The sequence below is a fragment of the Ferrimicrobium acidiphilum DSM 19497 genome (assembly GCF_000949255.1).
Taxonomy (GTDB): domain Bacteria; phylum Actinomycetota; class Acidimicrobiia; order Acidimicrobiales; family Acidimicrobiaceae; genus Ferrimicrobium; species Ferrimicrobium acidiphilum.
Window position 1 is genome coordinate 37,840 of sequence record NZ_JXUW01000005.1, and the last position, 26,439, is coordinate 64,278.

Consider the following 26,439-nt stretch of genomic DNA (forward strand, 5'->3'; position numbering starts at 1 on the left):
GGAGCCAGCACAGTCACGCTGACCTGTCATCCACGCCGTCGACTGGCACCTCACCACTTATGTAGTCTTGGGGTGCATCGGTGAGTACGTGGCGAACCACGTTAGAGAATCCTCTAGGCGACATAGATATCCCCACTAGCGAGTGAGCAACCTCCATCGTCCTGCGTTGGTGGGTTACCACGATCACCTGGCAGTCTTGACTGACGTCCTCGATGAGGGAGGCAAAAGCGGATAGATTCTTATCGTCGAGCGCGGCCTCAACCTCATCGAGTACCACGAACGGTACAGGACGAACCTTAAGCACCGCGAAGAGGAAGGCGAGCGAGACCAGTGAGCGTTCTCCACCTGAGAGGAGGCCGAGTCGTCGCACCTTCTTGGCTGGAATCTTGATATCGAGACTGATGGAACTCGTGAGCGGTGCCGTCGGATCGTCAAAGATGATGGCACCAGTCCCTCCTCGGAAGAGACGCTCCATCAGTCGATCGAACTCGACTGTAACCTGGGCAACCATCTCGTTGATACGAGATGCCATCTCACTCTCGATCAGCACGAACGCCTTCTCTGCCTGTTGGTGTGCCTCACGCACGTCAGCGGTCTCGACACGAAAGCGTTCGAGCTCCTCCTCGAGCTCTCCGAGCTCTAGTGCCGCCAACGGGTTCACCTGACCTACCTGGACGATCTGATCCTCAAGCTCTGCCAACAACGGCTCAGCGGCGGTAGGAGCGATGACATCGGGCAACACCGCTTGGCGAATATGGGCGATCGGCAGTCCGGTTGCACGCACAGCCGCCTCCTCCTCGGTGAGAAGACGGCTCCGCAGCCGACTCTCCTCGGTGGCGGCATCCAAGCGCTGACTGGCCAAGGTCTCTAGTTCGAGCGCTCTCGCCACTCGTCGCTGCTCGGCTAGTTCCCTTTCCTTCTCCTCCTCTGCGCGCGCCTTGACAACTCGATCCTCTAGCGGCAACAGCAGATTCGCCTGTTGGCTCAACTGCTCGGCTAATGAACGCAGACGAGCTAGCAAGCCACGCACCTCAGCCAGTCCAATGACATGATGGTGGTCGCCACTCGTCGCACGTTGTCCCAAGACATCCGCTCGTGCATCGAGCTCTGCCAGTCGATCACTCGCAGCCTTGAGTTGTGCCGCAAGATCGGCCGCCTTCAACCTGATGCTGACGTCGCTACGCTCTAACTCACCACGCTCGCGCTCGTACTCCTGTGTCAGAAGACGGCGCTCATCGAGTTGAGCGGTCACCTCCTCTAACTGACGGTCGATAGCGGTGATCTCGGTATCAACAGAGCTCGCCATCTCTTCGGCGTCTTCGACAGGTGTCTGCAAAAACTCCAACTCAACCGCGAGCGTCCCTGACTCCGAGTGCAAGCTCGCTACACGGCTAGCAATCTGCTCGCCACGACGCGTCAGAGCCTTGAGCTCCCCCTCAGCCGCGTTGAGTGTCTCACGCGAGCTTGACGCCTTCGGGCGCAGCTCGGCGAGGCGTTTGGCGATCTCATCGTGCTCACGAGTTAGCTCCGCCAACTCTCTTTGATGAGTCGCGAGTTGAAGCTGGGCAACCGCTCGCTGCGAGGCACCCACTCGCAATAGCCCCGCACGAAACACGGTCCCACTCCGATCGACCAAGGTACCGGAGCTGTCACCTTGACGAAGAGAGTCAAGGACGCTATCGACTAGGCGAACCCCTTCAAAATGGGTGCTCAACCACTGTGGTGCCTCCTCGAAGAACGCCGATGCGTCACCGCTCCCCTCTTTAGATGGGACATAACCAACGAACGACTCCACAGGCTCGGCATCGAGTGCGGCGAGAAGCTCGTCGACGCTGTCATATACGTGAGCCTCGCTCAACTCTCCTAGAACGGCGGCAACCGCCTGAGCAAGCCCTGCACGCGGCATGAGCGTCTGGCCGAGGGAGGTTGCTGCGTCTGCACCAGCGAGCTTGGCAAGAGAGTTCACCTGGCTACCGAGCACGCGTAGCTGCCCCTGCAGCTCGCGCTCTCGACCGGCATAATCGGCCACCTCCACCTGCACACTCTCGAGTTCGAGCCGCTGTTGCTCAAGCGCCACCACCAGCTCACCACGCTGGGCCTCAACCTCGGCGAGCTCTCGCTCGCGCACTACGAGTTCGTCCTTGACCTCGGCGTTGCGAGTCTCGGCCCGCAGCCTACGTTGTTGTCGGGACTGCTCCTCACTATCACGGCGTTCACGCTCCATACGTTGACGACGTTGCTCAGCAAGCAGATGTGATCGCTGCCCCCTCAACTCGGCCACCAACGTCTCGAGCTCAACTGGTCGCACTGGTGCTCTCTCATCGAAGCGACGACGCTCGGCGCTTAACTCAGCCCTCTGGACGGCAAGCTCCTCGCCCTCTCGTTCGAGTTCATCGATGCGCGCACTCACATCGCGCCGCGACCCGTTCACTCGGTCAAGCTCTTCGGTGACCATGGCTAGTTCGGCGTCGGTTCTAGCGATATTCGCCTCAAGCTCATTGAGAGGCGTCATCGCAGCCAATACCTCCCCACGAAGATCTGCGATCTCTTGCCGCGCTGATCGAAGCCGAACAAGCAACGGCTCCAGCGTTGATGAGCGCCGCTCAACCACCTCTTGATGCTCCTGGAGTTCGCCTAGTCGCGCGGTGATGACTCGCAAGGTCTCGGCGGCCTGTTGTGCCTGCTCTCCGTATCCCTCTAGCCGTCGCCGGAGTACCCACAGCGCGACCGCATCTCGCCTTCGGGTGAGCTCTGCGCGCTGCTCATAGAGCGACACCTGCGCTCTCAACGGCTTGATTCGTCGCCGTAGCTCTCGCTCCTTGACAGCCACCTCACCCAAACTCTGAGTCACGCTCTCGACATGGCGCTCAGCCTGGTTCAGCCGTCGCCGGAGCACAGACACCTGGGCGGCATCCTCGAGCACACCTCGAATCTCATCACCCTTGGCGTTTGCGAGCGACTCTATCTCTCCTTGCGAAATAATGACGTGCTGGGTCTTGCCGAGATTCGCCTCGCTCAGCGTATCGACTAGGTCAACCAGCCGACATTGAGCCCCGTTCAGTCGATAGAGGGCATCACCATTTCGAGTCATGGCCCGACTCATCGCAATCTCTGCCATCGGAAGAGCCACCTGCTGGTCGGCATTGTCGAACTCTATCGTCACCTCAGCACGACCCAAGGGCTGGCGACCATCGCCACCAGCGTAGATCAGCTCCTCCATCTTTGCGAGTCGCATGAGTCTAGGACTCTGGGCGCCGAGCACCCAGGCCAAGGCGTCGACCACGTTTGATTTGCCAGAGCCGTTGGGTCCGACGATCGCCGTAATACCGGCGTTAAACTCGATCGTCACTGAGTCGGCGAAGGACTTAAAACCCATCATCTTCAGGCGCTGTAGCTTCATGACAACCTCCGCTGGCACTGCGGACAAAAATGCGAATACCGACCTTGATACCGTACTCGCTCAATCACTGAGTAGCAGAGCAAACAGCGTCGAAGCTGGCGTCTGTAGACCAAAAGGTAGGGGTAGTAACCACCCTCGCCCTCGAGATTTCGATATCCGCGGTCTTCGAATGTCGAACCACCAAAAGCTATCGCCTCGTCGAGTACCCGATGTATGCCCGCAACCAGCGATCGTAGACCCTCGTTGCCGAGCCTGGCACAAGGCTCCTCAGGATGGATACCCGCTCGGTAGAGCGCCTCATCTGCGTACATATTCCCCAACCCAGCCATCATCCTCTGATCCATGATAAAGGCCTTCACCGAACGTCGCGCTTGGCCAAAACGGGCACCAACCCGGTCTAACACCGTAGCGGCGTCCATGAGCAGATCGACTCCTATGTGAGATAGTACATCGGCGTGAGGGGGATCGAGAGACCATGCAGCGACATAGATCAGCTCCCCAAAGGTTCGTGGATCTACGAAATCGAGTACCTGCCCACTAGCAAGCGTCAACGAGCACTGCGTATGCATCGCTCGCCTCTCTCCAGTCGAGAGCCGCAGATGCCCAGACATTCCGAGATGCATCACCAGTGCCGAACCATTCAGCATCCGGATGGCCAGAAACTTCCCAACCCTGTCAACGCCAACTACCTGTTGGGGAATCCAGCTTTGCAGTCCATCGGTGCTACCACGGCGGATCACGCGAGAGCCGAGAAGCGCCACAGACTCAACGCTATCACCGACGATCTTGGCCTCGAGTTGCCGTCGAATCGTCTCTACCTCTGGCAGTTCAGGCACGAGTTGGCCGTGACCCAGACCCGTCTGCAAAGCCGTGACCCTCATCGGCTAAAGCAACCCCAAACTCTGGAGCGAGCTCATCGGCTAGAGCAGCGAGTTCACGAAGCGCCTCCCGGCTGGCAGCCTGCTCAGCCTCTTTTCGGGAGTGACCGACACCCTCAACGACAGGCAGCCCTTCTACGCGAAGACGAACCTGAAAAACCCGCGCGTGGTCTGGGCCAGTCCAGCTGACATCGTAGCTAGGCGCACCTCGTCGAAGATGAGCCAACACCTCGTGTAGGTGTGATTTGAAATCCCCAAGGATGAGATCGTCGGTCAGCTCTGCCAACAACGGATCGAGGAGGTGTTCGACAAACCAGCGTGCGCCATCGAGTCCATGAACCTCATAGACCGCACCGATCAGAGCCTCAAGTGCGTTCGATAGTGCGTTCGCGCTCCTGGCATCTGCCTGACCGACGATCAAGAGTTGCCCTAGACCAAGAGCACTGGCACGTTCTGCAAGCACAGCGCGACTCACCAGTGCTGCACGCAGCTTCGTGAGTCTACCCTCTGTGGCACCTGGAAATTGGTGGAACAATCGATCGGTAACAACTAGCTCAACGACTGCATCGCCAAGGAGTTCTAGGCGCTCGTTTGAGGCCAGTGGCTCGTCTGTCCCAGAACGGTGTGTCATCGCCTGAGCGAAGAGAGCGTGATCGACAAAGCCAGAGGGCAGGAGCGCAAGAATCCCTGGTTCAGGATCCGAGTCGTGCCGGCTGGCCAACGTTACTGGCTGACCCCGAGTACCGAGGCGACGTAGTCGACTGCATCGCGCATCGTGCGAAGGTCCTCTAGGTCATCGTCCTCTATACGAAATTGGTGCTCATCTTTAGAGAACTCACCCTCGATCGCCTCGACCAACTCAATCAGAGCCAAGGAATCGGCATCGAGATCATCAACAAACGATGAGCCCTCATGGATCCGATCCTCGCTGATCTCGAGGATCTCCGCCAACTGATGTCGGATAACCTGAAAAATTTGTTCTCGTGATGGCGGGTTACTCACCTGCACTCCCCTCTAGTCGTCTAATCGTCTGGACAACACCAGCCTCAGCGAGCTGACGCGCATTGCGAACTGCACTTGAGACAGCTCGGGCATTCGAAGCACCGTGCCCGATCAAGAATAACCCGTTCACGCCGAGTAGCGCGGCGGCACCGGTATCGTCGGGTGTCATCTGATTCCACAACGGCAACAGCTTGGGTAGCGCTGCATCTAGGACTCCATCATCACCCTCTGAGAGAGCGGCAAGAACCGCGTGTGCGAACAGATGCGCAGCCCCCTCAAGCGATTTGAGGACCACATTGCCTGTAAACCCATCGGTGACGACAACATCAACACGATCACTCATGATGTCTCGACCCTCGACGTTACCTAGGAAATTGATTGAGGGTTCTTCGGCTAGGAGCGGATAGGTCTCCTTGACCAAAGCGTTACCCTTACCGGCCTCCTCTCCGATGGAGAGCAGACCAACTCGTGGAAGATCGATCCCAAGTCGCGCTGAACAGTAGACCGAGCCCATCACCGCGAACTGGTGTAACCATTGGGGAATCACCTCGGTGTTAGCTCCCGCATCGAGCAGAACCGTTGATGTCGTGCCTGGAACCGGCAGCTCGATAGTGATAGCTGGGCGAGCCACCCCACGGATTCGGCCCACCTTGACCAACGCTGTCGCCATTGCCGCCCCAGAGTTACCAAAGGTTATGAAGGCACTCACCTCTTGAGCTTTGAGCAGGGTTGCCCCTACGACCATGGAGGCATCACGCTTACGACGCGGAGCACTAGCAGGATCGTCGCTCATGAGGATCTCCTCACTCGCATGCACGATACGGACCCGACTATCTCCAACTAGCGGACGGACAGCCTCCTCGTTGCCTACAACGACGATCTCTCCACCCATATCCTCGAGCGCGGCGAGGACGCCTTCGACGATCACCGCTGGGCCGCTATCACCTCCCATGAGGTCGACGGCAACTGGGTTCACGTTGTTACGCTTCCACCTCTAGCGCCTGGCGACCCTTGTAGTAGCCGCAGCTTGGGCAGACGTAGTGAGGACGCTTGGGACTCGAGCAGGTAGGGCAAAGGCTTGAGGCTGGCGCCATCAACTTCCAAGAGGAAGCTCTTCGACTCCTCGTCTTTGCCTTCGACGTAGATCGCTTAGGAACCGCCATGACTACTCACTCCTCTATCAAAACACAGTACCCAACGCGCACCTATGGCCTCGGTTGGGTCGTCAAGAATTCAAATTGACCAAGTAACTCTAATCGCTTGCGCAAAGAACCGAGTCCACCTGCGCCAGTCTGACAATAGTCGAGCCACGTCTAGAGCCACCAGGAACGACTGCGGGTCGACTAGAGCTGATCGAGGACCGCCCATCTCGGATCACCGGTGTCACCCTCACAACCACAGGGGCCATCGTTGAGGTCGGCACCACAGTATTGGCAGAGCCCTTTACAGTCATCTCGACACAGAGGCACCGGTGGCAGTAGCAATATACACAGATCTGAGACTGCAGCTGTGAGATCAAGTACCTCACCACGGTAGCCATAGTACTCTTCGGTATCATCGCCGTCTACGAAGAGTTCACGCGAACTGCCGAGAAGCACGCCAGTAACCTCGCCTAGACACCGAACGCACTCGCCAACGAAGCTTGTGCGAACCTCCAAGCTGACGAGCATTCCCTCCCCAACAGCCTCGACCCGTCCTTGGGCATGGATTAGAGCATCGTCTGGGACCCTAGAGGAGGTTACAAACAGGTTCGCCAGCCTGCCCTCCAGAACGAACTCACTTAAGCGGTCGCTCCCTGTGAGTAGGTTCGAGATCGAGAGCTCGAAATCACGCATCAGCGGCATCACCACCGTCGCGGCGAGGGGGTGTTGGTGCACCCTGTTGCGACTGAAAAAAATCATCCGGGTGCTCGGGAGCTACTGGTCTTGGCTCAGAGCTCTCAGCGAGCCGTTGGCGTCCACGCCGCGTCTGATCGAGTAGATCCGAGAGGATGATCTCGAAGTTGGCCAACCGTCGATCGATGTAATCCTCAGTCTGGCGCTTTAGTTGACTCGCCTGTTCGTTGGCTTGGCTGCGAATTCGACTGGCACCGGCGTGAGCTGCTCGAACGATCTCGCTCTCTGTGACCATCTCCTCCATCTGTCGATGAGCCTCAGCGAGCAGCTGATCAGCCTCGGCTCGCGTGCGTTCTAGCACCTGAGTCCGTTCCAATAGCACCTCGCGAGCCTCGGCAACCTCTTTAGGAGAGGCGGCTAGACAACGCTCTATCAGCGCGAGTGTCTGGTCACGAGGGACCAGTACCGAGGCTGAAAGCGGCACTCCCTTGGCGTCGGCCACGATCGTGCGCAACTCCTCGAGCAGCTCGACGATCGGCTCGTTACCCTGCGCACCAGTCACGACGGTCGGCCCCGCTCTCGGAGTGCCACATCCACCGCCTTTGGCACTAGCGATGAGACGTTGCCGCCGTAGGCTGCTACCTCCCGAATGAGCTTGGATGAGAGGTAGGAGTACTCCGACGATGTCGGGACAAAGAGGGTGTCGATGCCCGAGAGCTCCCGATTCATCTGTGCCATCTGTAGTTCGATCTCAAAATCGGATACCGCCCTAAGACCACGCACGATAACGTTGGCCTCGACCTCTCGGGCGAGATCAACCACCAACGAGGCGAGCGCGACCACGCTCACGTTCTGCATGCCATCAACTGCAAGCCGGACAAGATCCATCCGCTCCTCGAGCGAGAAGAGAGGACCAGCCTTTTGAGGGTTACGCATCGCAGCCACCACCACCTCATCAAAGAGTTTACTGGCACGCTCGACCACCTCGAGGTGACCATTGTGGAAGGGATCAAAGGATCCGGGAAAGAGAGCACGTCTCATCAGAAGTTAACCACCCCGTCTTTTCTATTCATGATCGTCCATTCATGATCATCCATATGCGACCGTCCATCTGTGACTGCTCGTAGCTGCTTACCCGATACGCCCTGACACCATACAAACTGGACACCATCTGGACTGGAACTCCTCCAGCTACACCTGCTCGAAAAGCCCTAGACGGGTGTCTCCATAACGACGCCACCACTTCGCCTCCCAACGTGGACCTAGCGTCACCTCGCTAGTAGACTCTACCACTACGAACCGAGCAGGTGGCAGCCGGCTCCCCAGCTCCTCGAAACCCAGGTAACCATAGGGAGGATCGAGGAAGATGATCCCGAACGCGTCATCGCGAAGCCGCTCGAGACACTGGAGCGCATCGAGTGCGTAGCACGTCATCCTCGCATCCACCCCAAGAGCAACCGCCTCCTTACGCACCTGGTTGACGAGGGCGAGGTTGTGGTCGTTGTAGACCACACGCGGTACACCACGAGAGAGAGCCTCAAAGCCAATCGCTCCTGAGCCCCCAAAGAGATCGAGCCACGACATCGTCTCGGGCGATACCCTGCTCGCCAGGATAGAAAAGAGCGCCTCCCGCAGACGTTCCGTCGTGGGCCGGACTCCAGCTGGAATACGGACTCCGAGCTTGCGCCCTCCGAGGGTACCGGCGACAATTCTTATCACTCCGCGCTACCGCCTCGTCGTGGCGGATTCGCCAATAGCGCTGGACTCCATAGATTGAAACTACTCTCCCACCAACGCGAACTCCAGCAAGATCTATCGCAGCGCCAAGACTCATTCATAGATCTCACCAGACTCGTATATCCCACCAGCCTCATAGGCGCGCCCGCAGTGATTATCGCTATCTGGGTGTCGACGAGGAACGGGGCAGAGGAAGAGGCTGGGCAACAACCTATGCCCTGCCTCACCTCTCGTAGCGCTGGCATAGAGCGGACCCCGACAGCATTGCCCTCCATCGTGAACCACGGCCTAAGTTCCTACCTTCCGATCCAAAACTGCACCTCATCGCCAACGAGCAGGTGTAGGAGATATAGACCCAACCTAGCGGTTTGGACGCTTGAAGGCTAGCAGAACCGGGTTCGAGGTTCTCTCAGCTTCGTAGCAGGAAGTCGGCCTCATCCTCACCGAAGAGAGCCAGTATCATCGCTCGAAGCCTAGGGTGCTTCGCGAGCGACCTATCTAGAGCTATAATCGCTCGTGCGTGTTGACGTGCCTCAAGAACCAGCTCTCGATCACGACTCAAAGACGCCACCTTCAGGTCGGTACGCCCCGCCTGGCGGCCACCCAACACAGTGCCTTCACCCCGTAGCTCGAGATCTACCTCGGCCAAGGCAAATCCATCCTCCGTCGCCACCAGGGCACCAAGTCGTGCCTCAGCGACAGCAGTCTCGGCCTCTGAGAGAAGATAGCAGTACGACTGCTCTGCTCCACGGCCGACCCGGCCACGTAGCTGGTGAAGCTGGGCAATCCCGAAGCGATCGGCGTCCTCGATGATCATCACGGTGGCGTTGGCCACGTCCACTCCAACCTCTATCACGGTGGTGGCTACCAGTACGTCGATCTCACGTGATCGAAAGGCGGCCATCACCTCCTCTTTGGCTTTGGAGTTCATCCTGCCGTGCACCAAGCCCAATCGAAGCCCGGCGAGTTCGGCGTTGTTGAGTCGTTCGTACTCATCGGTCACTGCCCTCACCTGGAGTTTGGTACTCTCCTCCACAACCGGGCAGACGACGTACCCCTGGCGCCCCTGGCCTACCTGCTGGCGAAGCAGCTCGAAGGCTGCCGTCGCCTCTGCCGGAGTCCGCGCCCAACGGGTCTCGATCGAACGACGTCCGGGAGGAAGTCCCTCAATCACCGAGACATCGAGGTCACCGTAGACGGTCATCGCAGCGGTTCGAGGGATCGGTGTCGCCGTCATCACCAAGGTGTCCGGAGAACTCCCCTGCTGGAGTGTCACACGATCGGTCAACGCCGAACGCTGCTCAACTCCAAAACGGTGCTGCTCATCGACTACCACCAGCCCTAAGGAGGCGAAGGAGAGCTCATCGTTGAAAAGAGCGTGAGTCCCAACGACAATATCTAGATACCCATCGGCGAGCTCGGCGAGCAACTTGCGTCTGCGAGCTGCAGGTGTTGAGCCAGTAAGAATATCGATGGTCACTGGACGAGGAAGCCCCTCAAAGAGGCGGCCAGTCGAACTATCTGGTGTCTTCGTCTCTGCGAGTAGGGCGCTGATAGATCGGAAGTGTTGATCAGCAAGGACCTCTGTCGGGGCGACTAGCACCGCCTGATGGCCGCTTTGTACCGCGAAGAGCATCGCCAGCACCGAGACCAGAGTCTTACCTGAACCGACGTCTCCTTGGAGCAGACGATGCATAGCCTTCTCCGAGGCCATATCCGCGGCTATCTCGCCAACCGCCGTCAGCTGACCGGTCGTCGGTGCAAATGGTAGGCGGGAGAGGAAATCCTCGACAAGGCGAGCCTCGCCAGCACCGAAAGGATGGGTGTCATGGACGGTTGCCACCGCCAACGCCTCGCGTTCCGCACGCAGCTGGGCGAGCTTTACCTGCAGTAAAAAGAGCTCGTCAAACGCAACTCGCCTGCGGGCGATCTGGCGAGCCTGTTCGTTGGATGGGAAATGCAGCTGCCAAAGGGCTTGATAGACGTCGTACATGCCAAGATGATCCCTCAGCGAAGGAGGCAACACGTCCACGAAATCGGAGTAGGTCGAGAACACCTGCGCAACCGCTCTGGCGATGTCGGAGGAGTTTAACCCTGCCGCCTCACGAAGCGAGTACAACGGCACGATGGCACCTGTCTTGTCACCAATAGGGTCTACCAGCGGATTGGTCATCTGCCGACGACGTCGAAAGAGCTCCACCCGACCAAAGACCGCGACCTCACCGGCGATCGATGCCAACTGTTTGGCGCGATAGGGTTGCCCGAAGAACGTAAGCGTGATCTTGCCGGAGGCATCTACAAGCTGCGCCTCGACAATGACTCGACCTCCGCGCGTTGGTATACGACGAGCATCGACTACACGGCCGACCAGTAGAACCTGCTCTCCTGGCACCGCCTCACCGATAGAGACCTGCCTGGAACGATCTATATAGCGTCGTGGAAAGTAGGTTACGAGGTCGTAGATCGTCTCTACCCCGAGCGCATTGAGAGCTCTGGCACGAGCTGGGCCGATGCCTGATAACTCCTCGACGCTGAGCCGCGTCAACTCGTCTAGCCTGACTGCTGTCGCCACAGCGATGTGCACCTCCACTCGTCTTGTGGCCCGTTGTTAACCCCAGGCTAGTGGCCACTCACACAGATCGCAAAGACTCAAGCACACCCGGGAAAATGCTGTGTACTCACGATCGAAACAACCTGAGTCGCCGGCTATTCATCTGCACCTATCGGATCGAGCCGGTTATCGCCATGATCTGACCATCACTCAACGCCGACTAGAAACGGATAGAGGGGCTGATCGCCATGAAGCACCTCTACCGTCAGTTGAGGGTAACTCTCCTCGACGCTACGACTTATGGTGCTCGCTAGATGGGCATCTACCCCCTCACCCACTAGCAGGGTTACGATCTCTGACCCCTGATGCACCAGCGACGCCAACAAGGCTAACACCACCGTCTCAAGATCGTCATCGGCAGCACGAATACCATCGGCACTCAAACCGATGTAGGAGCCAACCCTGAAACTCCCGTGCTCATATGTGCCAGCGCGAACCGCAGTAGTGACCTCACCCCAGGCGACCCGTCTGGCAGCCTCGGTCATCCTGGCGAGGTTCGTCGCTCTATCCGACTCCGGATCAAAGGCCATGAGGGCAGAGAAGCCTTCGAGCACGTTAAGCGTAGGAATGATCTCGACTTGTTTGTCGACGAGCGACACCACCGATTGCGCAGCTGCCTGGATATTGGAGTTGTTCGGGAGCAGGAGAACCGAACTCGAGTTGGCCGACTCCACCGCATCTAGCAACTCCTTGATGGAGGGGTTCTTACCCTGTCCCCCAACGACCACCGATTGCACCCCGAAGGACTTGAAGAGTCGCGCCACCCCAGCACCTGCAGCTACAGCCACAACAGCTGTCTGTTGGTCATGCACGGCCGTGGCTGGCAGGCTGAGTCCGTCACTGACCCAAGACAGTTCATCGATCTGATGTATGAGATCAGTGACGTTGATGTCTGAGACCCTTCCGGCCTGAATCCCCGCCTCGATCGAGGGCCCAATCTCATTGGTATGGATGTGGCAGCGGTAGACCCCCTCCGCCCCGACCACAACTATCGAATCCCCAATCCCTGACCAAACCGTCTTCATGGCCTCGATCTGCTGTTCGCCGGACTCGAGCGAGAACATCACTTCGAAACGCATCTCCGACTCACCAGCACTCTCAAGCTCAACGGTAGAGAGATCGGGCAAGACCGCATCTGTAATATCTCCGGCGTGGTCGAGCCATGGGTATAAGCCAGCATCGTCAACCTCTACGCCAAGAGCCTCCGCAAGCGACTCGAGAACCACGATCAGACCAGCACCGCCAGAGTCAACGACACCGGCACGTGCCAACACCTCTAACTGTTCTGGAGTAGCTAGTAGCGCTCGCCGCATGGCGGCGAGACTCTCGCGAATGGTTCCAACCTCAGCCACAGCACCGGCTGCGATCACACTCAAGATAGTGCCTTGTTTTGGGCTCAGTACTGCACTAGTTGCAGCTCGTGACCCCTCAGCAAGAGCCTGATGCCAGGCATCTTCTAACGCGACATCACTGGTAAGTGCCTGTAGCACCGCCTGCAAGATCTGCGAAAGGATCACACCTGAGTTACCTCTGGCACCTAACAGCGTTGCCTTGGCTATTGTCCGGTGCCAGTCTGGGCTATCAAGATCATCGAGTTGATCGAGCGCTACCACCCCGGCAGTCAACGTCGCAAGCATATTGTGCCCAGTGTCCCCATCGGGCACCGGGAACACATTCAGCCTATCGATCGCTGCACAGTGTCGCTCTAGTCCGGCACGCGCTGCACGCAAACCTCTCGCGACGTCATTGGAACGACGAAACTGCCCTGAATCCACTCAGGGCATGATAGCCTAGAGGGTCGACTAATGAGTCCAGTTGTTCAAAACCGTTTCCGAAGGGAGCCCCAGCGTGGCAAGCGTGTGCGAAATTTGTGGCAAGAAGCCTGGCTTCGGGATGAGTCTCTCGCACTCTCACCGACGTAACAAGCGTCGTTTCAACCCAAACATTCAGAGGATTCGTGTTCTCGAGAATGGAACCTCGCGTCGTAGGAACGTATGCACCTCATGCATACGAACCAACAGACTGGTAAAGCCTTAACCTCACGATGGCCAGACCAGAGCGCGGCATTCTCTGGCAATCCTTTGGATCGCCCGAGGGGCCCGATGATGTATGGCCGTTTCTCCAGAACGTAACTCGTGGACGAGGTGTTCCGGAGGCGCGTCTGCGCCTTGTCGCTGATCAGTACCTGGCCACCGGGGGGTCGAGCCCTCTCAATGCTCTGAATCGGGATCTGATTCGCCGACTCGGTGACTCACTTGGCGAACGTGGGGTGGAGCTTCCGATCTATTTCGGCAACCGCAATTGGCATCCCTACCTTGCTGATACCGTAGACGAGATGGCCCGCGACGGCATCCAAGAGGCGCTGATCATCCCGTCTTCAGCGTATAGCTCCTACTCAGGCTGTCGCCAGTACCGTGAGGACCTGATCGGCTGTCAAGTAACCTTCGACACCCAGACTCTAAAACCATTCTCTCAACATCCGCTATTTATGGCCGCCGAGGCCTCTGTCGTGGCAAGCTACCTTGCCACACGCCCCCCAATCGACGCGAGCACCACCGCCATCTTTGCAACTGCTCACTCGATCCCGACCGCAACGGCCGACAGCTGTGACTACCAACGCCAACTCGGCAGCGTCTGCGAAGTCTTGCGTGCGTTGCTCCCCAGCGATGCCCCGATCGAACTCGCCTATCAAAGTCGATCTGGAGACCCTCGAACTCCTTGGCTAACACCTGACATAGCCGATGCAATCCATGCCAGCTTCGAGGCTAACCCAAATCTGCGTCGGGTGATCGTGATTCCAATCGGCTTTATCAGTGACCACCAAGAGGTCCTCTACGATCTCGATATCCTCGCGCGCAACGCAGCGCAAAGCCATGGGCTCGGCTTCGATAGATTGCCCACGGTAGGCGGTACATCCGAGTTCATAGAGATGCTCACCGAGTTGGTGCTTGTCTGGAACAGTGGAGGCGACCCCAACTCCGAGATCCCTGGAGCTGAACATCTCTGTCACGATGGCTGCTGCCTCTCGGGTGCGCCACCGATCCCTACTTCACGCTAACCACTTAAAAAACTGTTAGCGCGCTGTTAGGCCGGGGCCCCGCTAATCGGGCACTAACTCACGGCCCACTTGAAGCCTAGATACGACTCCTAACTCAGCTGAAATCTGCGGCCAAATGCCAGAGGAAGATAGAGCCAAGAGCATCGGCGAAGATGCTCTACTTTGGGTAATCACTAGCGTATCCATCCTGCACACCACGCAGTGTCCACAGCCTCGCAGCTCGACAAGCTCCTCTGCTGGGCTAGCATCATCACATACGAGCTCTGCCAGCCCAGCCACTGAGGGCTCAAGAATCTGCGTGGACTGCGCGTTCAAACTCCTCGAGTTCAGCCGCCAACCCTTTCGGTAGGTGGTCACCAAATCGGGCATAGTGCTCGCGGATCGATTCGACCTCTTCTTTGAGTTCGTTGACATTCATGGAGAAAAGATGATCAAAGGCGTCATCTCCAAGTTCGAGACCGTCCACGTCGAGGTCCTTTACTTTAGGGATCCTGCCGAGTGGAGTATCGATGCCCTCTACTCGTCCTTCGAGACGGTCGATGATCCACGATAGCACTCGAACGTTCTCTCCATAACCGGGCCAGACAAACCTCCCGTCGGCCCCACGCCGGAACCAGTTGACGAGATAGATCTTTGGCAACGCCTGAGGATCCTCCTCGGCCATACTCAGCCAGTGACCAAAATAGTCAGCCATGTTGTAACCGCAGAACGGCAACATCGCAAACGGGTCACGACGTACCCTGCCTACGGCTCCTTCGGCAGCCGCTGTCGTCTCCGAGGCCATCACGGAGCCGAGGAAGACTCCATGCTCCCATGACCGGGCCTCGGTTACCAACGGCACCAACGTCGAGCGCCTACCGCCAAAGAGGATCGCAGAGATCGGCACGCCATCGCGCTCGGGCGCAAGGTTGGGCGCCTCGTAAATAGAGACGGTGAAGCGGGCATTGGGATGGGCGGCGGGTCCGTCACCGGTATAGGGCTTTCCCTGCCAATCGGTGAGCCCCTCGGGCACCTCCTCTGTCATCCCCTCCCACCAGATGTCACCATCAGCAGTCAACGCACAGTTAGTGAAGATGGTGTTCTTTGCAATCGTCGCCATAGCTACAGGGTTGGTCTTGACCGAGGTCCCAGGTGCGACCCCAAAGAAGCCCATCTCTGGGTTCACAGCCCACAGTCGTCCGTCCTCACCGCGACGTAGCCATGCGATGTCATCCCCCACCGTCTCCGCCTTCCAACCAGGACGGGTTGGCACGAGCATCGCAAGATTGGTCTTACCGCACGCACTCGGGAACGCACCGGTGACGTAGTAGACCTCATTCTTCGGCGAGGTGAGCTTCAAAATCAACATATGCTCGGCTAGCCAGCCATCGTCACGCGCGGCCACCGAGGCGATACGAAGGGCTAGGCACTTCTTGCCAAGCAAAGCGTTGCCGCCATAGCCTGACCCATAGGACCAGATCTCCCTGGTCTCCGGGAAGTGCACGATATAGGTGTCCTCCGGGTTGCATGGCCAGGCTATATCCTCCCGCCCCGCGAGTGGATAGCCAACAGAATGAACCGCAGGCACGAACGAACCGGACGCGTCGATCGCCTTTAGCACCTCTTCGCCCACGGTCGCCATCGTCATCATCGACAGCGCAACATAGGCTGAATCGGTGATCTCGATCCCATAGAGGGCAAAGGGAGAGCCCACCTCTCCCATCGAGAATGGGATCACGTACATGGTGCGACCGACCATGGAGCCTTTGTAAAAACCGCGCATCATTTCACGCGTCTCGGCTGGGTCACGCCAGTTATTGGTAGGACCTGCATCCTCTTCGCTGTGCGAGCAGATCAGAGTACGGCTCTCGAGTCTGGCCACATCCCGTGGATCAGAACAGGCCAAGTAGCTACCCGGTCGCAGATCGGGGTTGAGCGCCCGCAACGTACCACGCTCCATAAGAGCAGAGACCAGCTGGTCTCTGGTCTCCTGACTATCGTCTAGTATCACGCTCCGCTCTGGCTGCATCAATGCTATCCATTCATCGAGCCAGTTGACTACCTTTTGATTGGTAAACTTCATCAGTGCCTCACTCCTCCTCCGCCATGTCTGCCAGACTCGCTCCATCGACTGAGACAGACGATGCACACCAACTCTAGGGTGTGATCAACACAGTAGATTAATTATGTCAAAATAATTGCATCCGGGACAACTTTTCAATCGAAGATCGGAGTGTGCAGGTGGATCGAGCGTGGGATGAACTCGCAACCGCCGAAGGTATAGCTCGCCGCGCGACCTGGGATACTACCGGCAAAATCCTCGGAGATGATGCCGCCGTGGTGCCAGACCCAGGCGCCCCGCTCACTATCTGTGCCGATGCACTCGTCGAAGGGATCCACTTCGATCTCAGATACTGGACACCAACTCAAATAGGCTCCAAGGCGGTGACCGTCAACATCTCTGACTTAGCCGCGATGGCGGCACAACCGTTGTGGGTGCTCTCCACCATCGCCGCGCCGAAGCACTTTGACGTCGATCGTCTCCTCGAAGGCATCGAGGCTGGTGCAGCACGTTATGGTGCCAGGCTCATCGGCGGAGATCTCACTAGAGCAGAGACCGTAGTCATCTCGGTGACCGCGATCGGTAGCCAACTGCTACCTCCGTTACGAAGGAGTGGAGCACTGCCCGACGACACTGTATTCGTCACTGGCCCACTTGGGCTAGCCTCCGTCGCCCTGGAGCGTCTGTCAGGCGCGATGATAGTAGACGAGCGCACTCGGCTAGCACTGTTAGATCCCAGTGCACGGCTTAATGAGGGTTTTGCCGCCTCACGGGCAGGAGCTAGCGCCGCCATAGACATCTCCGACGGTTTTGCCTTGGACCTGCATCGACTCGCAAACGCCTCGGGAGTTGGTTTTGAGATCAGCCATCTTCCAGTTGCCGAGGGCGCAACCCGTAGAGATGCGCTCGGTGGCGGTGAGGACTATGAGTTGCTCTTCACCGCACCCGACCCGTCTCGGGTTGCAGAAGAATTCGCCAAGTTAGGGATCAAGCCGCCGCTGATGGTTGGAACAGTGCTCGCTGACCCCGAACAGCGCGCGCTGGAGGGTGAACCACTCGACCCGATCGGATATCGACACTGACCACCTTGGGGCCTCGATCAGCACCCTAGCTCAGACACGTCTCATCCTGGCCAACCAGCCTGCAGATACCGAACCTAGCTGGGCGAGATTCGCTACAATAGAAGGCGAGGAGGACGACTATGAGTTTGTTTGACAAGGTCAAGGAGCAGGCGCAGACGCTTGGTCAGAGTGCCACCGAAGCCGCCCAAAAGGGACAAGATAAGTTAGATCAACTCCAGACCAAGCGTCAGCTGGACTCTCTGTATCGCGAGCTAGGTTCGATCACCTACCGCGGCGCCAACGAAGATATCACTCCAGAGGTGCAGCGATCGGAGACAGAGCGCCTAATCAGTGCGATTCGCGCGCAAGAGGAGCAGATAAAATCAACCAACACCGACCCTCCGTCGAGCGGCACGAGCGCGCCACAGAGTTAATCAACCACAGCTCTTCGGGCCTCGCGTTTTGCCAGAGGCTACCGAGTGCACAACAAGGTAGGCTGCCAACCAGAGATGATTCGCCCTTGACTCAGTGAGGATCCCATGGCCACCTATCGACCTAGCTATCGGCGCGCCCTAACCATTCCCGTTGTCTTAGCAGTGATCTTCATCGCTGTTGGACTCATCCTTGGGCAGACGCTGGGCAGTCATCAACGACTGGTAAACCAACAGAACGAGTGCCGTGCTAAACAAGTGACCGTGAGGATAGCAAGTATTACGGCAGCGACGAGCGAGCATGCCTCTTTCGAGGTGATAACGATACGCCCGCACAAGGGTATCTCCTGTACGCTCGCAGGGTATCCCACGTTGGTCACCCACAGCTTGAGCTCCATCGTCGTCACCCATCTAGGACCAACATTCGGACTCACTGCAGTGACGTTAACAACGACCCCCACCGCTCCTGGTGAGCTCCTGATCTCACCGGCGGTTACCCCATACGGACTGCGGCTGCCTGGTACGAACGGCCTACTTGTCGTCAACTCTAGTGCCAAGCCTTCGACCACGCGCTACAGACTCACACCCATCTTTGCGAGCAAGAATACGGGGACGGTCAGATCGCTCGCCGCAACCGATCTAAGCGTCGGGTAAGCCTAGCCATCGGCTGAATCAACTGCAATGCTGCGCTCCAAAAGGCTGGTATCTTGGATGACTGGCACCCCGAAACTGGACTGGCACGGGCAGAACTGGCATGTACACAGCTGGCATGTTTGGGACTGGCATCGGCATAGGCGAACTCCAGAGCCCCTCGGTTCCGGACTAGCCGCTTAACTCCTGGTATGGACGTTCTTGTAGATGAAACTCGTAGTCAAGATAGGGCATCCACTCGTCACGGACGAGACCCAGGAGGATGATCGCCGATGTGCGCCCACGCGGCACTTGTGGCGGTCGATGGAGCACGAAACTGGTCTCTGAAAGCAATCGATCTCGTTTCCGGGAGTTGCATGACCGACAAGACGCCACTACATTGTCCCAGCGATGTGGCCCGCCACGACTGCGTGGTATCACGTGATCGACGTTCTCGGCAGGAGCGCCACAATACTGACACTGATAGTGATCGCGTGCGAAGATCGCCCGTTTAGTGGGGGCGACTCTTCGAAGATGCGGAACTCGCACAAAGTATCTGAGACGAATGACCGAGGGTTCAGCGATCACCATTCGAGCTGAATGTAACAACGTCGACGTCTCTAGTACCACGTCAGCCTTGCCAACCACGACTAGGCCAATCGCCCGGTGGGTCGAAACAACACAGAGAGCCTCGTAGCTCGCGTTCAGAACGAGGACCCCTGCCACGGCGTTACCTAACCAACCCCGTCTCAACACCATGACAGCGATGCTCGAACGCATGATGCAGGGGGGCGGTCATCGCCGAGCGACCATCGGTATGGAACCGAGCATCACACATCGACTCTACTCTCCATGGACGCTAGTCTAACCGCCTCCAGCTGGCTCTCTCCCTCGCTGACCATCGAAGAAAGCGAGCGACCTCGCTGGCGCGCATGCCTCCTCCTTCGCCGGCATAGGTCTCCATGCGAAACCTCAACCAACTCAACTGTCTCTTGATCGACCAAGGTCGACCGCGCGAGCCAAACGTGAGTGCCCAGAGCTGACGAAATCCCTCAACTATCATGATCTAGGCTCGCGTGGAAGGCCTAGCAAGCGCTCGCCAATGATCGACCGCTGAATCTCAGAGGTGCCGGCGTAGATAGTACCAGCTCGGGCATGCAAAAAGACCTCATCCCACGATCGAGTGGAGTTTGGAGCGCCAACGTCATCGGTCCGAAAGGCAGAGGAGCTCGGTCGACCAACTGGGAGCAACGCATCCTCGCCGAGCGCATCCACTGCCAACTCGGTGACGAGCTGATGATACTCAGACCAAAATAGCTTGAAGATCGACGACTGTGCACCCTGTTCGGCACCTGATAGAACGCTCGATAGCCAGCTATATCCCATTGCGCGAAGCGCGAAGAGTCTGGTCTGACAACCCATGAATCTGTCGAGCAGATCAGGATCATCGAACTTGCCTTTGACTGTCAGTAGATCACCAAGCCGATCGAGTTCAGCCTGGAATCTGATCGGAAGTGTCGCCGCCGTCTCGCCTCTCTCAAAGCCCAACAACGTCATGGCAACCGCCCATCCCTGATGAAGTCCACCGACCACATAGGAGAGTTTGGAGCGAGTGCCGGTAAAAAAGACCTCGTTGAACTCAGATTTCCCCGAGATCATACGAATGGGACGAATCTCTACACCGTTGTCGGTGGACGTAGGCATAGAGCTAGCATCAGCAGAGTCATCGGCGCCGGATCCGAGCGGAACCAGCACGAAGGAGATACCTCTATGTTTGGGGGCGTCGGTATCGGTGCGGGCCAGCACAAACATCCAGTTGGCCAGGTGCGCCTCCGAGGTCCAAATCTTTTGGCCATCGAGTATCAACTCTTGGCCATCTATGCGCCCACGGAGCGCCAACGCAGCAAGATCCGAACCAGCGTTCGGCTCAGAGTACCCCTGCGCGAATCGATAGCTACCGTCTACAATCCTTGGCAAAAAGTGGCTTCGCTGCTCCTCGGATCCATGCACTAGCAAGGTATTGCCGAGCATCTGAATCCCGAAATGATCATTTGGTCCACCGGTAGGTACGCCTGCGATAGCGCTCTCTTGGGCTATCACGATCTCACTTTCGACCGTCAGGCCACGACCACCGTACTCCTTGGGCCAGGAGACTGCAAGAAATCCATTTTCATAGAGACGCGTACGCCACCAGGCGATAAATTCGGGAACCGCCTCGATTTCGAGACCGCCAACCCCTACAAAATCCTTCGGAAGCTCGCGGGCTAAGAAGGAGCGGAACTGGCGCCGAAAATCCTCAGCCTCGCTAGATAGAGAGAGGTCCACTGCCAGTTACCCGGCTACCAATACAGGAGCGCAAACCAGGTCCAAGAGGCCGACAACCAAGCTACTGATCATCACCCCGAAGCTTCTTGCCCATCGACTTGAAGCCGCCCTGCTTGAACTGACGGGTTGAGAGATCCTGGAGTGAGGCACGACCTACCCGTCGAAGGTTGCGTTCGAAGTACACCGCAGAGCCCAGCATGATCAAGAAACCGAATGCACCTAGGACAACAGAGATGGTAAAGGTCAAGATAGTAAAGGCGAGGCCAACAACGAACCCAAGCGTGGCCCATTTGAGATTTCTGCCAGAATGTTTGTAGACGGTCTCAGAGCGAACCCGGTCTGCAAACTCAGGGTCGTTCTCGTAGAAGGTCTTTTCAATCTCTTGGAGAATCCGCTGCTCATCCTCATTTAGCGGCATGACTCCTCCTCTCCTCGCATCCAACCTTCACACGTTGTAACACCCATTATTGTAGTCGTTCGCGTTGCCACGGTCTCTAAAACATCGGCCGCATGGCCAGAATTCCAACGCTGGATGCTAGCTAATCTTGTAAATCCTTCAGGAATGGCCATCAACCACTACCCCTTGTTGTCGGAGCGCCTCTACCTCCTCTAAAGATAGTTCGTCAGCTGCACCATAGAGACCAAGTACATCAGCGCTAGCACGTAGTTCGATCACGGTTACCTCCTCAGGTACTTCGTTGATCAGCTCTTCGCTGGATGCCACTCCATGGAGACCCTCTCCAGAAAGCAGTACTCGAGAGGCACCCTGATCGAGAACGCCGGCGATGTCAGCGGCCAACCGCGGACGAATATCCATCCGCACCCATAGCTGACGGCCAGATGATGCAAGCACCCTTGTCACCAGCGCAGCTAGCTCTGATCGTTCATGATGGCCAGGTCCTCGAATCTCGAGCATCTAAGCACCTCCTCGCACCAATCGGAAAAGCTCCGCCTCTCCGGTCCCTCCAACCATTCTGGCCGCCTGACGCGCACGTTCAGCCACCACCCGATCGAGAGAGTCCTGATACCTAGCCAACTGTGCACGATGAGCACGCATAGCGGCGACCTTCTTGTCTACCAGCCCATCGATACCTATCCAAGTGTTTGGCTCCAGCGTTGCAGCGAGTAGCACCTCAAGCTCCTCAACCGGATCACCGGCCTCTGGAAAATAGGCACGTTGGCGCGCTGCAGGAAAGACGGCGTCAAGAACCGCCCATCCGAGTTGACGATGATCACGATGGTTGTAATAGAGATCACCAAAGAAGACCGCAGTCGGATCCCCGGTGAGTACTACCTCTGGACGAAAACTTCTCATGAGCGTTACCAGCCTTCGCCGAAACTCTATCGTATTCTCGAGCTCTCCATCCAGATAGGCGAGCTGGATCACGTCATTGACTCCGAGCACTCGGCCGGCCTCTAGCAGTTCACGAGTCCGCTCTTCAGAGAGACGTCCAGGATCATCGCCGTCCCCTCCTTTGTCCCCTTGGGTGGCCACCGCGAGGATAACATGACACCCTTCGCCCGCCCATCGAGCCAGCGTTCCTCCACAGGCGATCTCTGCATCATCTGGGTGCGCGAAAATAGCAAGCGCGGTATCCGGAATCTTGGTGTATGTGTGCATTCTGTCCTCGATAACTACAGACTCGCAAGAATGCGACTCGCGGCAAGTTCGATGGCGCGATCATCGAGATCATAATGCGTGACAAGACGGACATCACCGGCGGGCAGAACGTTGCAGAGTACGCCGTGCTCATGAAGGCGCGCTAGGTATTGGTGTGGCTCTTGCACCTTCAAAAGGACGATATTGGTTCGCACCCCAAGGACATCGGCAGTCGCGCTCGGCAGTTGAGTCTTTATCGACGCCGCAAGGCTCCTGGCTCGTCGATGATCGTCGGCGAGACGGGACATATTGTGATCGAGGGCATAGAGGCCACCTGCCGCCATGATGCCCGCCTGACGAAGACGTCCACCCAGCCTGGCTCGCTCTATGCGAGCGCGTTCGATAAACTCCTGGGAGCCGGACAGAACCGATCCCATCGGCGCCGCTAACCCCTTCGACAGACAGGTACTCACCGCTATCGCCCCTTGGCAGAGCCCGGCTGGGGTTACATCCAGAGCTACTGCGGCGTTCCACAGTCGCGCGCCATCGATATATATCGGCGTTCCATCAGCCGCCTCAATGATCGCGTTCATGACAGTCTGATCGATCGGAACCCCTCCGCTCGGCATGTGGGTGTTCTCAACGGCGATCAGTCGTATTGGATTATGGAGTCTGCGGTACTGCCTAACCAAGTCGGCCACCTGGTCGGGGTCTGGGTATCCGTGCCTATCGTCTACCGCGAGTAGCTGGATACTCGAGTTCTTCGCGGAGGCACCAGCCTCAAATTGGAGAAGGTGAGCGCGAGCAGACACGATGACCGGATCACCAGGCTGAGTCAACGTGCGCAGAGCAACCTGATTACCCATCGTCCCTGAGGCGACAAAGAGGCCAGCTTCGAAACCAGTGAGGGCAGCGACTCGACGTTCCAAGGCACTGACGGTTGGATCCTCACCATAACCGTCATCACCCACCTCGGCCTCGATCATGAACGCGCGCATCGCTGGGGATGGTTTGGTGACGGTATCGGAGCGGAGGTCAATCACTTGCATCATCCCCACTTTAGGCCCCTCGGCTACCAGCAAGGTGACTTATGCACTAACTTGGTGGGTGTGAATCATGAACTGCTACCACTGGCCCTCGACGCCCTCGCGGAGGCTCGCACCTCACTTGCAACCCAATCCCGACGGGTGATTGATACCAAGTCCTCAGACACCGACCCGGTTACAGCGGCCGACCGAGCGCTGGAACGAGCGATTCGTGAGACCATAGCCAAACAGCGACCCCACGATAGCTTCATCGGTGAGGAGTATGGGCTGACCAGACAAGCCCAGAGTAACACGCGATGGATAGTTGATCCCATCGACGGGACCGTGAACTATAGCTATTCGATACCCTCATACGCGATCTCCATAGCCGCAGAGGTCAACGGACGGATCGAGGTTGGCCTCGTCTTTGACGTCGGCCATAACGAACTCTTCCAAGCCGTGCGTGGCCAGGGAGCGACCTGCAACGGAGAACCGATACGCCCAAGCGACCAGACCGAACTGGCCCAAGCCCTCTGTGGGACCGGGTTTGGCTACAGCGCTGCGACCCGCAAGCTACAGGCACAAGTGCTACTAGAGGTCATAGATGAGATCCGTGACATTCGTCGCTTTGGAGCGGCAGCCATTGACATCTGCTGGGCGGGTGCAGGCAGAATAGACGGTTACTTCGAGACCGGACTCAAGGTATGGGACTACGCCGCCGCCTCACTCGTCGCCACCGAGGCGGGAGCTAACTTTATCACCGATCTGCCTGGAATCGGAGATGACGGACTCACCATCGTCGCCGGGCCAGCACTCTTCGAAGCGCTTCAGGCACGCATCGCTGGGCTCTATCGACAAGCTAACAGCTAGCGCGATGCTCTCCAGTGAGAGGCGGCATGCTCTTTTGCCAGTGGCCGACTCATAAACCGAACCATCGGTCAGCACTTGTGCTGTCACGCTCGGTTTGCACAAGCTCCGCAGCAAGCTAACTAGAGACCAACGTGAGTTCATGTGCGCGCAAGGACCCAAAGCGCAACCGCGTGCGACTTCGCACCGAGTCATCGCTCAGCGCCGACATCATCTCAGTCGAATTCTTATCCTTGGGCTTCGAAATGCTGCTTGAGTTTGGCCAGCGTCCGCACCATCGAGGTGAGGTTACGACTGGGTACACCGAAGAGTTCATAGAGGTACCGCAGTGGAGCCTTGCCCCATTCGAACGACTCAGTGACCCTAGTATCTCCACCGCCTAAGTCTTGGAGCTGGTATCGCCAGACATGACGGCCCGAATGTCGCCAGGCGATCTCGCTGTTCTCTGCAAAGGTCACGACAGTATTGGTGATCGTATAGGGCACGACCATATACATTTTCATCCGAAACTTCGCTCCCGGGTAGAGACGGTCAGGTCCAATCAGCACCTGTCGCACGGTGTTTGAGCCGTCGACGGAGACGTGATTAGCAGGACGGGCAAGGTAGTCAAAGAGCTCGGACGCCTGTGCGTGAATGATGATATCTGTACTCTTGACTCGGTTCACTCCCGGCCTCCTTGATCTTCCTTCTTACGCAAAGTAAAACTGCGATCGTCGATCTCCAAAACCTCGCGGCGAAAGTCATCGACTCCGTCAAAGTTCTTGTAGACACTGGCGAATCGAAGGTAACCCACCTCGTCGAGCGTCCGAAGTTGCTCGAGTATCCGCAGTCCAATCTCGGTCGAGGTAACCTCGGCGAGCGATCGCAACTGTTCTTCAAGTTCTGACACGATCCGATCAACCTCGGTAGCAGTTACCGGCCGATTCTTCAAAGCCGCCAGCATTCCGCGGACGATCTTCTCGCGATCAAACTCTTCGCGCTCGCCTGTTCGCTTTATCACCACCGTTTTGACGCCTGCATAGCGCTCAAAAGTGGTAAAGCGACGTGAACAGCTGCTACATTCGCGACGACGGCGAATCGCCTCGCCATCTTCGACTACTCGAGATTCAATGACTCGCGTATCGTCCGCATTACAATAGGGACATCGCACCTAATTCGGTTTCCTTTACTGGACCTACACCGCTCAGCTTAACCGCTGCGCAGCCGCAATAGCTGGTAAACATATGTACGAGAACATCTGCTACACTAGTGCTAACGAAAGGGGTCCACAAAGTGCCGCGTACAAACGATGATGTGAGGATCGAGATCGTTAGTTTCCTAAAAGAGACCCTCGATCAAAGAGGATACCCACCATCTATCCGTGAGATTGGTGCACACGTTGGCCTCTCCTCTCCTGCGTCAGTCCAACACCATCTTCGGCGGCTCGAAGCCGATGGACTGATCCATCGCGATCCCACTCGCTCTCGTGCGATCTCGCTCTCCAACGAGCCTCCGCGTGCGATCGAGATACCCCTCCTCGCCTCCGTCGGCGCCGGCTATTCGGTTGTCGCCGAGACAAGCGCAAGTGAGATGCTCGCCGTCCCATCTTCGATGCTTGGAAGCGGCGATCACTTCGCGCTCCAGGTTCGCGGCGACTCGATGATCGACGCTGGCATCTTCGATGGCGATTTTGCCATCGTTCGCCAACAGCCGGATGCCAATGACGGAGACATCGTTATCGCCACTGTTGATGACCAGTTCGGAACGATCAAGGTACTCCGCAAGGTCGGAAACAGGGTCCTTCTTGAGGCTCGCAACCGACGCGACCCTAATCTTCAAATCCCCTCTGAGATCACCCAACGTGGCAGAGTCCAGGGCAAGGTAATCGCGCTCTGGCGCAATCTCTGAGCCGCGCTGTCGCTCGGATAACAATCGCACCCTCTGCACTATCTAGCCACT

Annotated in this window: 28 protein-coding genes; 7 read left to right on the forward strand and 21 right to left on the reverse strand. The window is 57.6% G+C overall.

Annotated elements, in window-relative coordinates:
• Positions 1-13: 13 nt before the first annotated feature.
• From smc to FEAC_RS03845, 12 genes are all read right to left on the reverse strand, one after another.
• On the reverse strand, positions 14-3,400 hold the full coding sequence (gene smc, locus FEAC_RS03790; RefSeq protein ID WP_035388752.1) for a chromosome segregation protein SMC: 3,387 nt from the start codon (positions 3,398-3,400) through the stop codon (positions 14-16).
• On the reverse strand, positions 3,397-4,281 hold the full coding sequence (gene mutM, locus FEAC_RS03795; RefSeq protein ID WP_081900975.1) for a bifunctional DNA-formamidopyrimidine glycosylase/DNA-(apurinic or apyrimidinic site) lyase: 885 nt from the start codon (positions 4,279-4,281) through the stop codon (positions 3,397-3,399). Before mutM ends, smc begins: the two co-directional genes overlap by 4 nt.
• Positions 4,229-4,999, reverse strand: a complete 771-nt coding sequence (gene rnc, locus FEAC_RS03800) for a ribonuclease III (protein WP_052565479.1) — start codon at positions 4,997-4,999, stop codon at positions 4,229-4,231. The genes mutM and rnc overlap by 53 nt, the downstream gene beginning before the upstream one ends.
• Before the next feature lie 2 nt (positions 5,000-5,001).
• Complete coding sequence (locus tag FEAC_RS03805) at positions 5,002-5,280, reverse strand: acyl carrier protein (protein ID WP_035388756.1); 279 nt, start codon at positions 5,278-5,280, stop codon at positions 5,002-5,004.
• Complete coding sequence (gene plsX, locus FEAC_RS03810) at positions 5,273-6,256, reverse strand: phosphate acyltransferase PlsX (RefSeq protein WP_052565481.1); 984 nt, start codon at positions 6,254-6,256, stop codon at positions 5,273-5,275. Before plsX ends, FEAC_RS03805 begins: the two co-directional genes overlap by 8 nt.
• Positions 6,257-6,260: 4 nt before the next feature.
• Positions 6,261-6,443 carry a 50S ribosomal protein L32 gene (gene rpmF / locus FEAC_RS14515; RefSeq protein WP_081900976.1) on the reverse strand — a complete coding sequence of 61 codons (183 nt, stop codon included), beginning with the start codon at positions 6,441-6,443 and terminating at the stop codon, positions 6,261-6,263.
• 180 nt (positions 6,444-6,623) lie between these two features.
• Positions 6,624-7,115: a YceD family protein gene (locus FEAC_RS03820; RefSeq protein ID WP_052565483.1), complete on the reverse strand. Its 492-nt coding sequence runs from the start codon at positions 7,113-7,115 to the stop codon at positions 6,624-6,626.
• Positions 7,108-7,677 (reverse strand): ATP synthase subunit B family protein, encoded by a 570-nt coding sequence (locus tag FEAC_RS03825; RefSeq protein ID WP_052565484.1) that lies wholly within the window; start codon positions 7,675-7,677, stop codon positions 7,108-7,110. Before FEAC_RS03825 ends, FEAC_RS03820 begins: the two co-directional genes overlap by 8 nt.
• Positions 7,674-8,156 carry a pantetheine-phosphate adenylyltransferase gene (gene coaD, locus FEAC_RS03830; RefSeq protein WP_035388758.1) on the reverse strand — a complete coding sequence of 161 codons (483 nt, stop codon included), beginning with the start codon at positions 8,154-8,156 and terminating at the stop codon, positions 7,674-7,676. Before coaD ends, FEAC_RS03825 begins: the two co-directional genes overlap by 4 nt.
• A gap of 150 nt (positions 8,157-8,306) precedes the next feature.
• Positions 8,307-8,834 (reverse strand): RsmD family RNA methyltransferase, encoded by a 528-nt coding sequence (locus tag FEAC_RS03835; RefSeq protein ID WP_052565486.1) that lies wholly within the window; start codon positions 8,832-8,834, stop codon positions 8,307-8,309.
• Between the two features lie 427 nt (positions 8,835-9,261).
• Complete coding sequence (gene recG, locus FEAC_RS03840) at positions 9,262-11,424, reverse strand: ATP-dependent DNA helicase RecG (protein ID WP_035388820.1); 2,163 nt, start codon at positions 11,422-11,424, stop codon at positions 9,262-9,264.
• Between the two features lie 185 nt (positions 11,425-11,609).
• Positions 11,610-13,238 carry a DAK2 domain-containing protein gene (locus tag FEAC_RS03845; protein ID WP_035388759.1) on the reverse strand — a complete coding sequence of 543 codons (1,629 nt, stop codon included), beginning with the start codon at positions 13,236-13,238 and terminating at the stop codon, positions 11,610-11,612.
• 82 nt (positions 13,239-13,320) lie between these two features.
• On the opposite strand from FEAC_RS03845, the gene rpmB reads away from it, so the two are divergent.
• Together rpmB and hemH are read left to right on the forward strand one after the other, a co-directional pair.
• Positions 13,321-13,500: a 50S ribosomal protein L28 gene (rpmB, locus tag FEAC_RS14520; RefSeq protein WP_269078249.1), complete on the forward strand. Its 180-nt coding sequence runs from the start codon at positions 13,321-13,323 to the stop codon at positions 13,498-13,500.
• A 7-nt stretch (positions 13,501-13,507) separates the two neighbouring features.
• Entirely contained in the window at positions 13,508-14,521 is a 1,014-nt protein-coding gene (gene hemH, locus FEAC_RS03850) for a ferrochelatase (RefSeq protein ID WP_035388760.1), read from the forward strand.
• Between the two features lie 286 nt (positions 14,522-14,807).
• On the opposite strand, the gene FEAC_RS03855 is transcribed toward hemH, so the two are convergent.
• Positions 14,808-16,628 (reverse strand): phosphoenolpyruvate carboxykinase (GTP), encoded by a 1,821-nt coding sequence (locus tag FEAC_RS03855; RefSeq protein ID WP_081900979.1) that lies wholly within the window; start codon positions 16,626-16,628, stop codon positions 14,808-14,810.
• A 113-nt stretch (positions 16,629-16,741) separates the two neighbouring features.
• Between FEAC_RS03855 and thiL the strand changes: the two genes are divergently transcribed.
• From thiL to FEAC_RS03870, 3 genes are all read left to right on the forward strand, one after another.
• Complete coding sequence (thiL, locus tag FEAC_RS03860; protein ID WP_160290326.1) at positions 16,742-17,644, forward strand: thiamine-phosphate kinase; 903 nt, start codon at positions 16,742-16,744, stop codon at positions 17,642-17,644.
• Positions 17,645-17,763: 119 nt separating this feature from the next.
• A complete protein-coding gene (locus FEAC_RS03865; RefSeq protein WP_035388762.1) occupies positions 17,764-18,057 on the forward strand; it encodes a hypothetical protein in 294 nt (97 codons plus the stop codon).
• Positions 18,058-18,162: 105 nt separating this feature from the next.
• Positions 18,163-18,708 (forward strand): hypothetical protein, encoded by a 546-nt coding sequence (locus FEAC_RS03870; protein ID WP_035388763.1) that lies wholly within the window; start codon positions 18,163-18,165, stop codon positions 18,706-18,708.
• A 168-nt stretch (positions 18,709-18,876) separates the two neighbouring features.
• Here FEAC_RS03870 and FEAC_RS03875 read toward each other — a convergent pair whose 3' ends face one another.
• From FEAC_RS03875 to FEAC_RS03905, 6 genes are all read right to left on the reverse strand, one after another.
• Complete coding sequence (locus FEAC_RS03875; RefSeq protein WP_081900981.1) at positions 18,877-19,410, reverse strand: HNH endonuclease; 534 nt, start codon at positions 19,408-19,410, stop codon at positions 18,877-18,879.
• 333 nt (positions 19,411-19,743) lie between these two features.
• Positions 19,744-21,009, reverse strand: a complete 1,266-nt coding sequence (locus FEAC_RS03885) for an acyl-CoA dehydrogenase family protein (RefSeq protein ID WP_035388765.1) — start codon at positions 21,007-21,009, stop codon at positions 19,744-19,746.
• Positions 21,010-21,070: 61 nt separating this feature from the next.
• Positions 21,071-21,427, reverse strand: coding sequence for a DUF3040 domain-containing protein (locus FEAC_RS03890; RefSeq protein WP_052565493.1), 357 nt, complete (start codon positions 21,425-21,427; stop codon positions 21,071-21,073).
• A gap of 138 nt (positions 21,428-21,565) precedes the next feature.
• Positions 21,566-21,925, reverse strand: a complete 360-nt coding sequence (locus FEAC_RS03895) for a hypothetical protein (protein WP_035388766.1) — start codon at positions 21,923-21,925, stop codon at positions 21,566-21,568.
• A complete protein-coding gene (locus FEAC_RS03900) occupies positions 21,926-22,630 on the reverse strand; it encodes a PIG-L deacetylase family protein (RefSeq protein WP_052565495.1) in 705 nt (234 codons plus the stop codon).
• Positions 22,631-22,644: 14 nt separating this feature from the next.
• Positions 22,645-23,661, reverse strand: a complete 1,017-nt coding sequence (locus FEAC_RS03905; protein ID WP_236684603.1) for a threonine aldolase family protein — start codon at positions 23,659-23,661, stop codon at positions 22,645-22,647.
• 57 nt (positions 23,662-23,718) lie between these two features.
• Here FEAC_RS03905 and FEAC_RS03910 point away from each other — a divergent pair, with 57 nt between their 5' ends.
• A complete protein-coding gene (locus FEAC_RS03910; protein WP_201773834.1) occupies positions 23,719-24,504 on the forward strand; it encodes an inositol monophosphatase family protein in 786 nt (261 codons plus the stop codon).
• A 224-nt stretch (positions 24,505-24,728) separates the two neighbouring features.
• On the opposite strand, the gene FEAC_RS03915 is transcribed toward FEAC_RS03910, so the two are convergent.
• Both FEAC_RS03915 and nrdR read right to left on the reverse strand, forming a co-directional pair.
• Complete coding sequence (locus tag FEAC_RS03915) at positions 24,729-25,166, reverse strand: SRPBCC family protein (RefSeq protein WP_035388768.1); 438 nt, start codon at positions 25,164-25,166, stop codon at positions 24,729-24,731.
• Positions 25,163-25,651 (reverse strand): transcriptional regulator NrdR, encoded by a 489-nt coding sequence (gene nrdR / locus FEAC_RS03920; RefSeq protein ID WP_035388769.1) that lies wholly within the window; start codon positions 25,649-25,651, stop codon positions 25,163-25,165. Before nrdR ends, FEAC_RS03915 begins: the two co-directional genes overlap by 4 nt.
• A gap of 122 nt (positions 25,652-25,773) precedes the next feature.
• On the opposite strand from nrdR, the gene lexA reads away from it, so the two are divergent.
• Positions 25,774-26,388 (forward strand): transcriptional repressor LexA, encoded by a 615-nt coding sequence (gene lexA / locus FEAC_RS03925; protein WP_035388770.1) that lies wholly within the window; start codon positions 25,774-25,776, stop codon positions 26,386-26,388.
• Positions 26,389-26,439 lie beyond the last annotated feature (51 nt).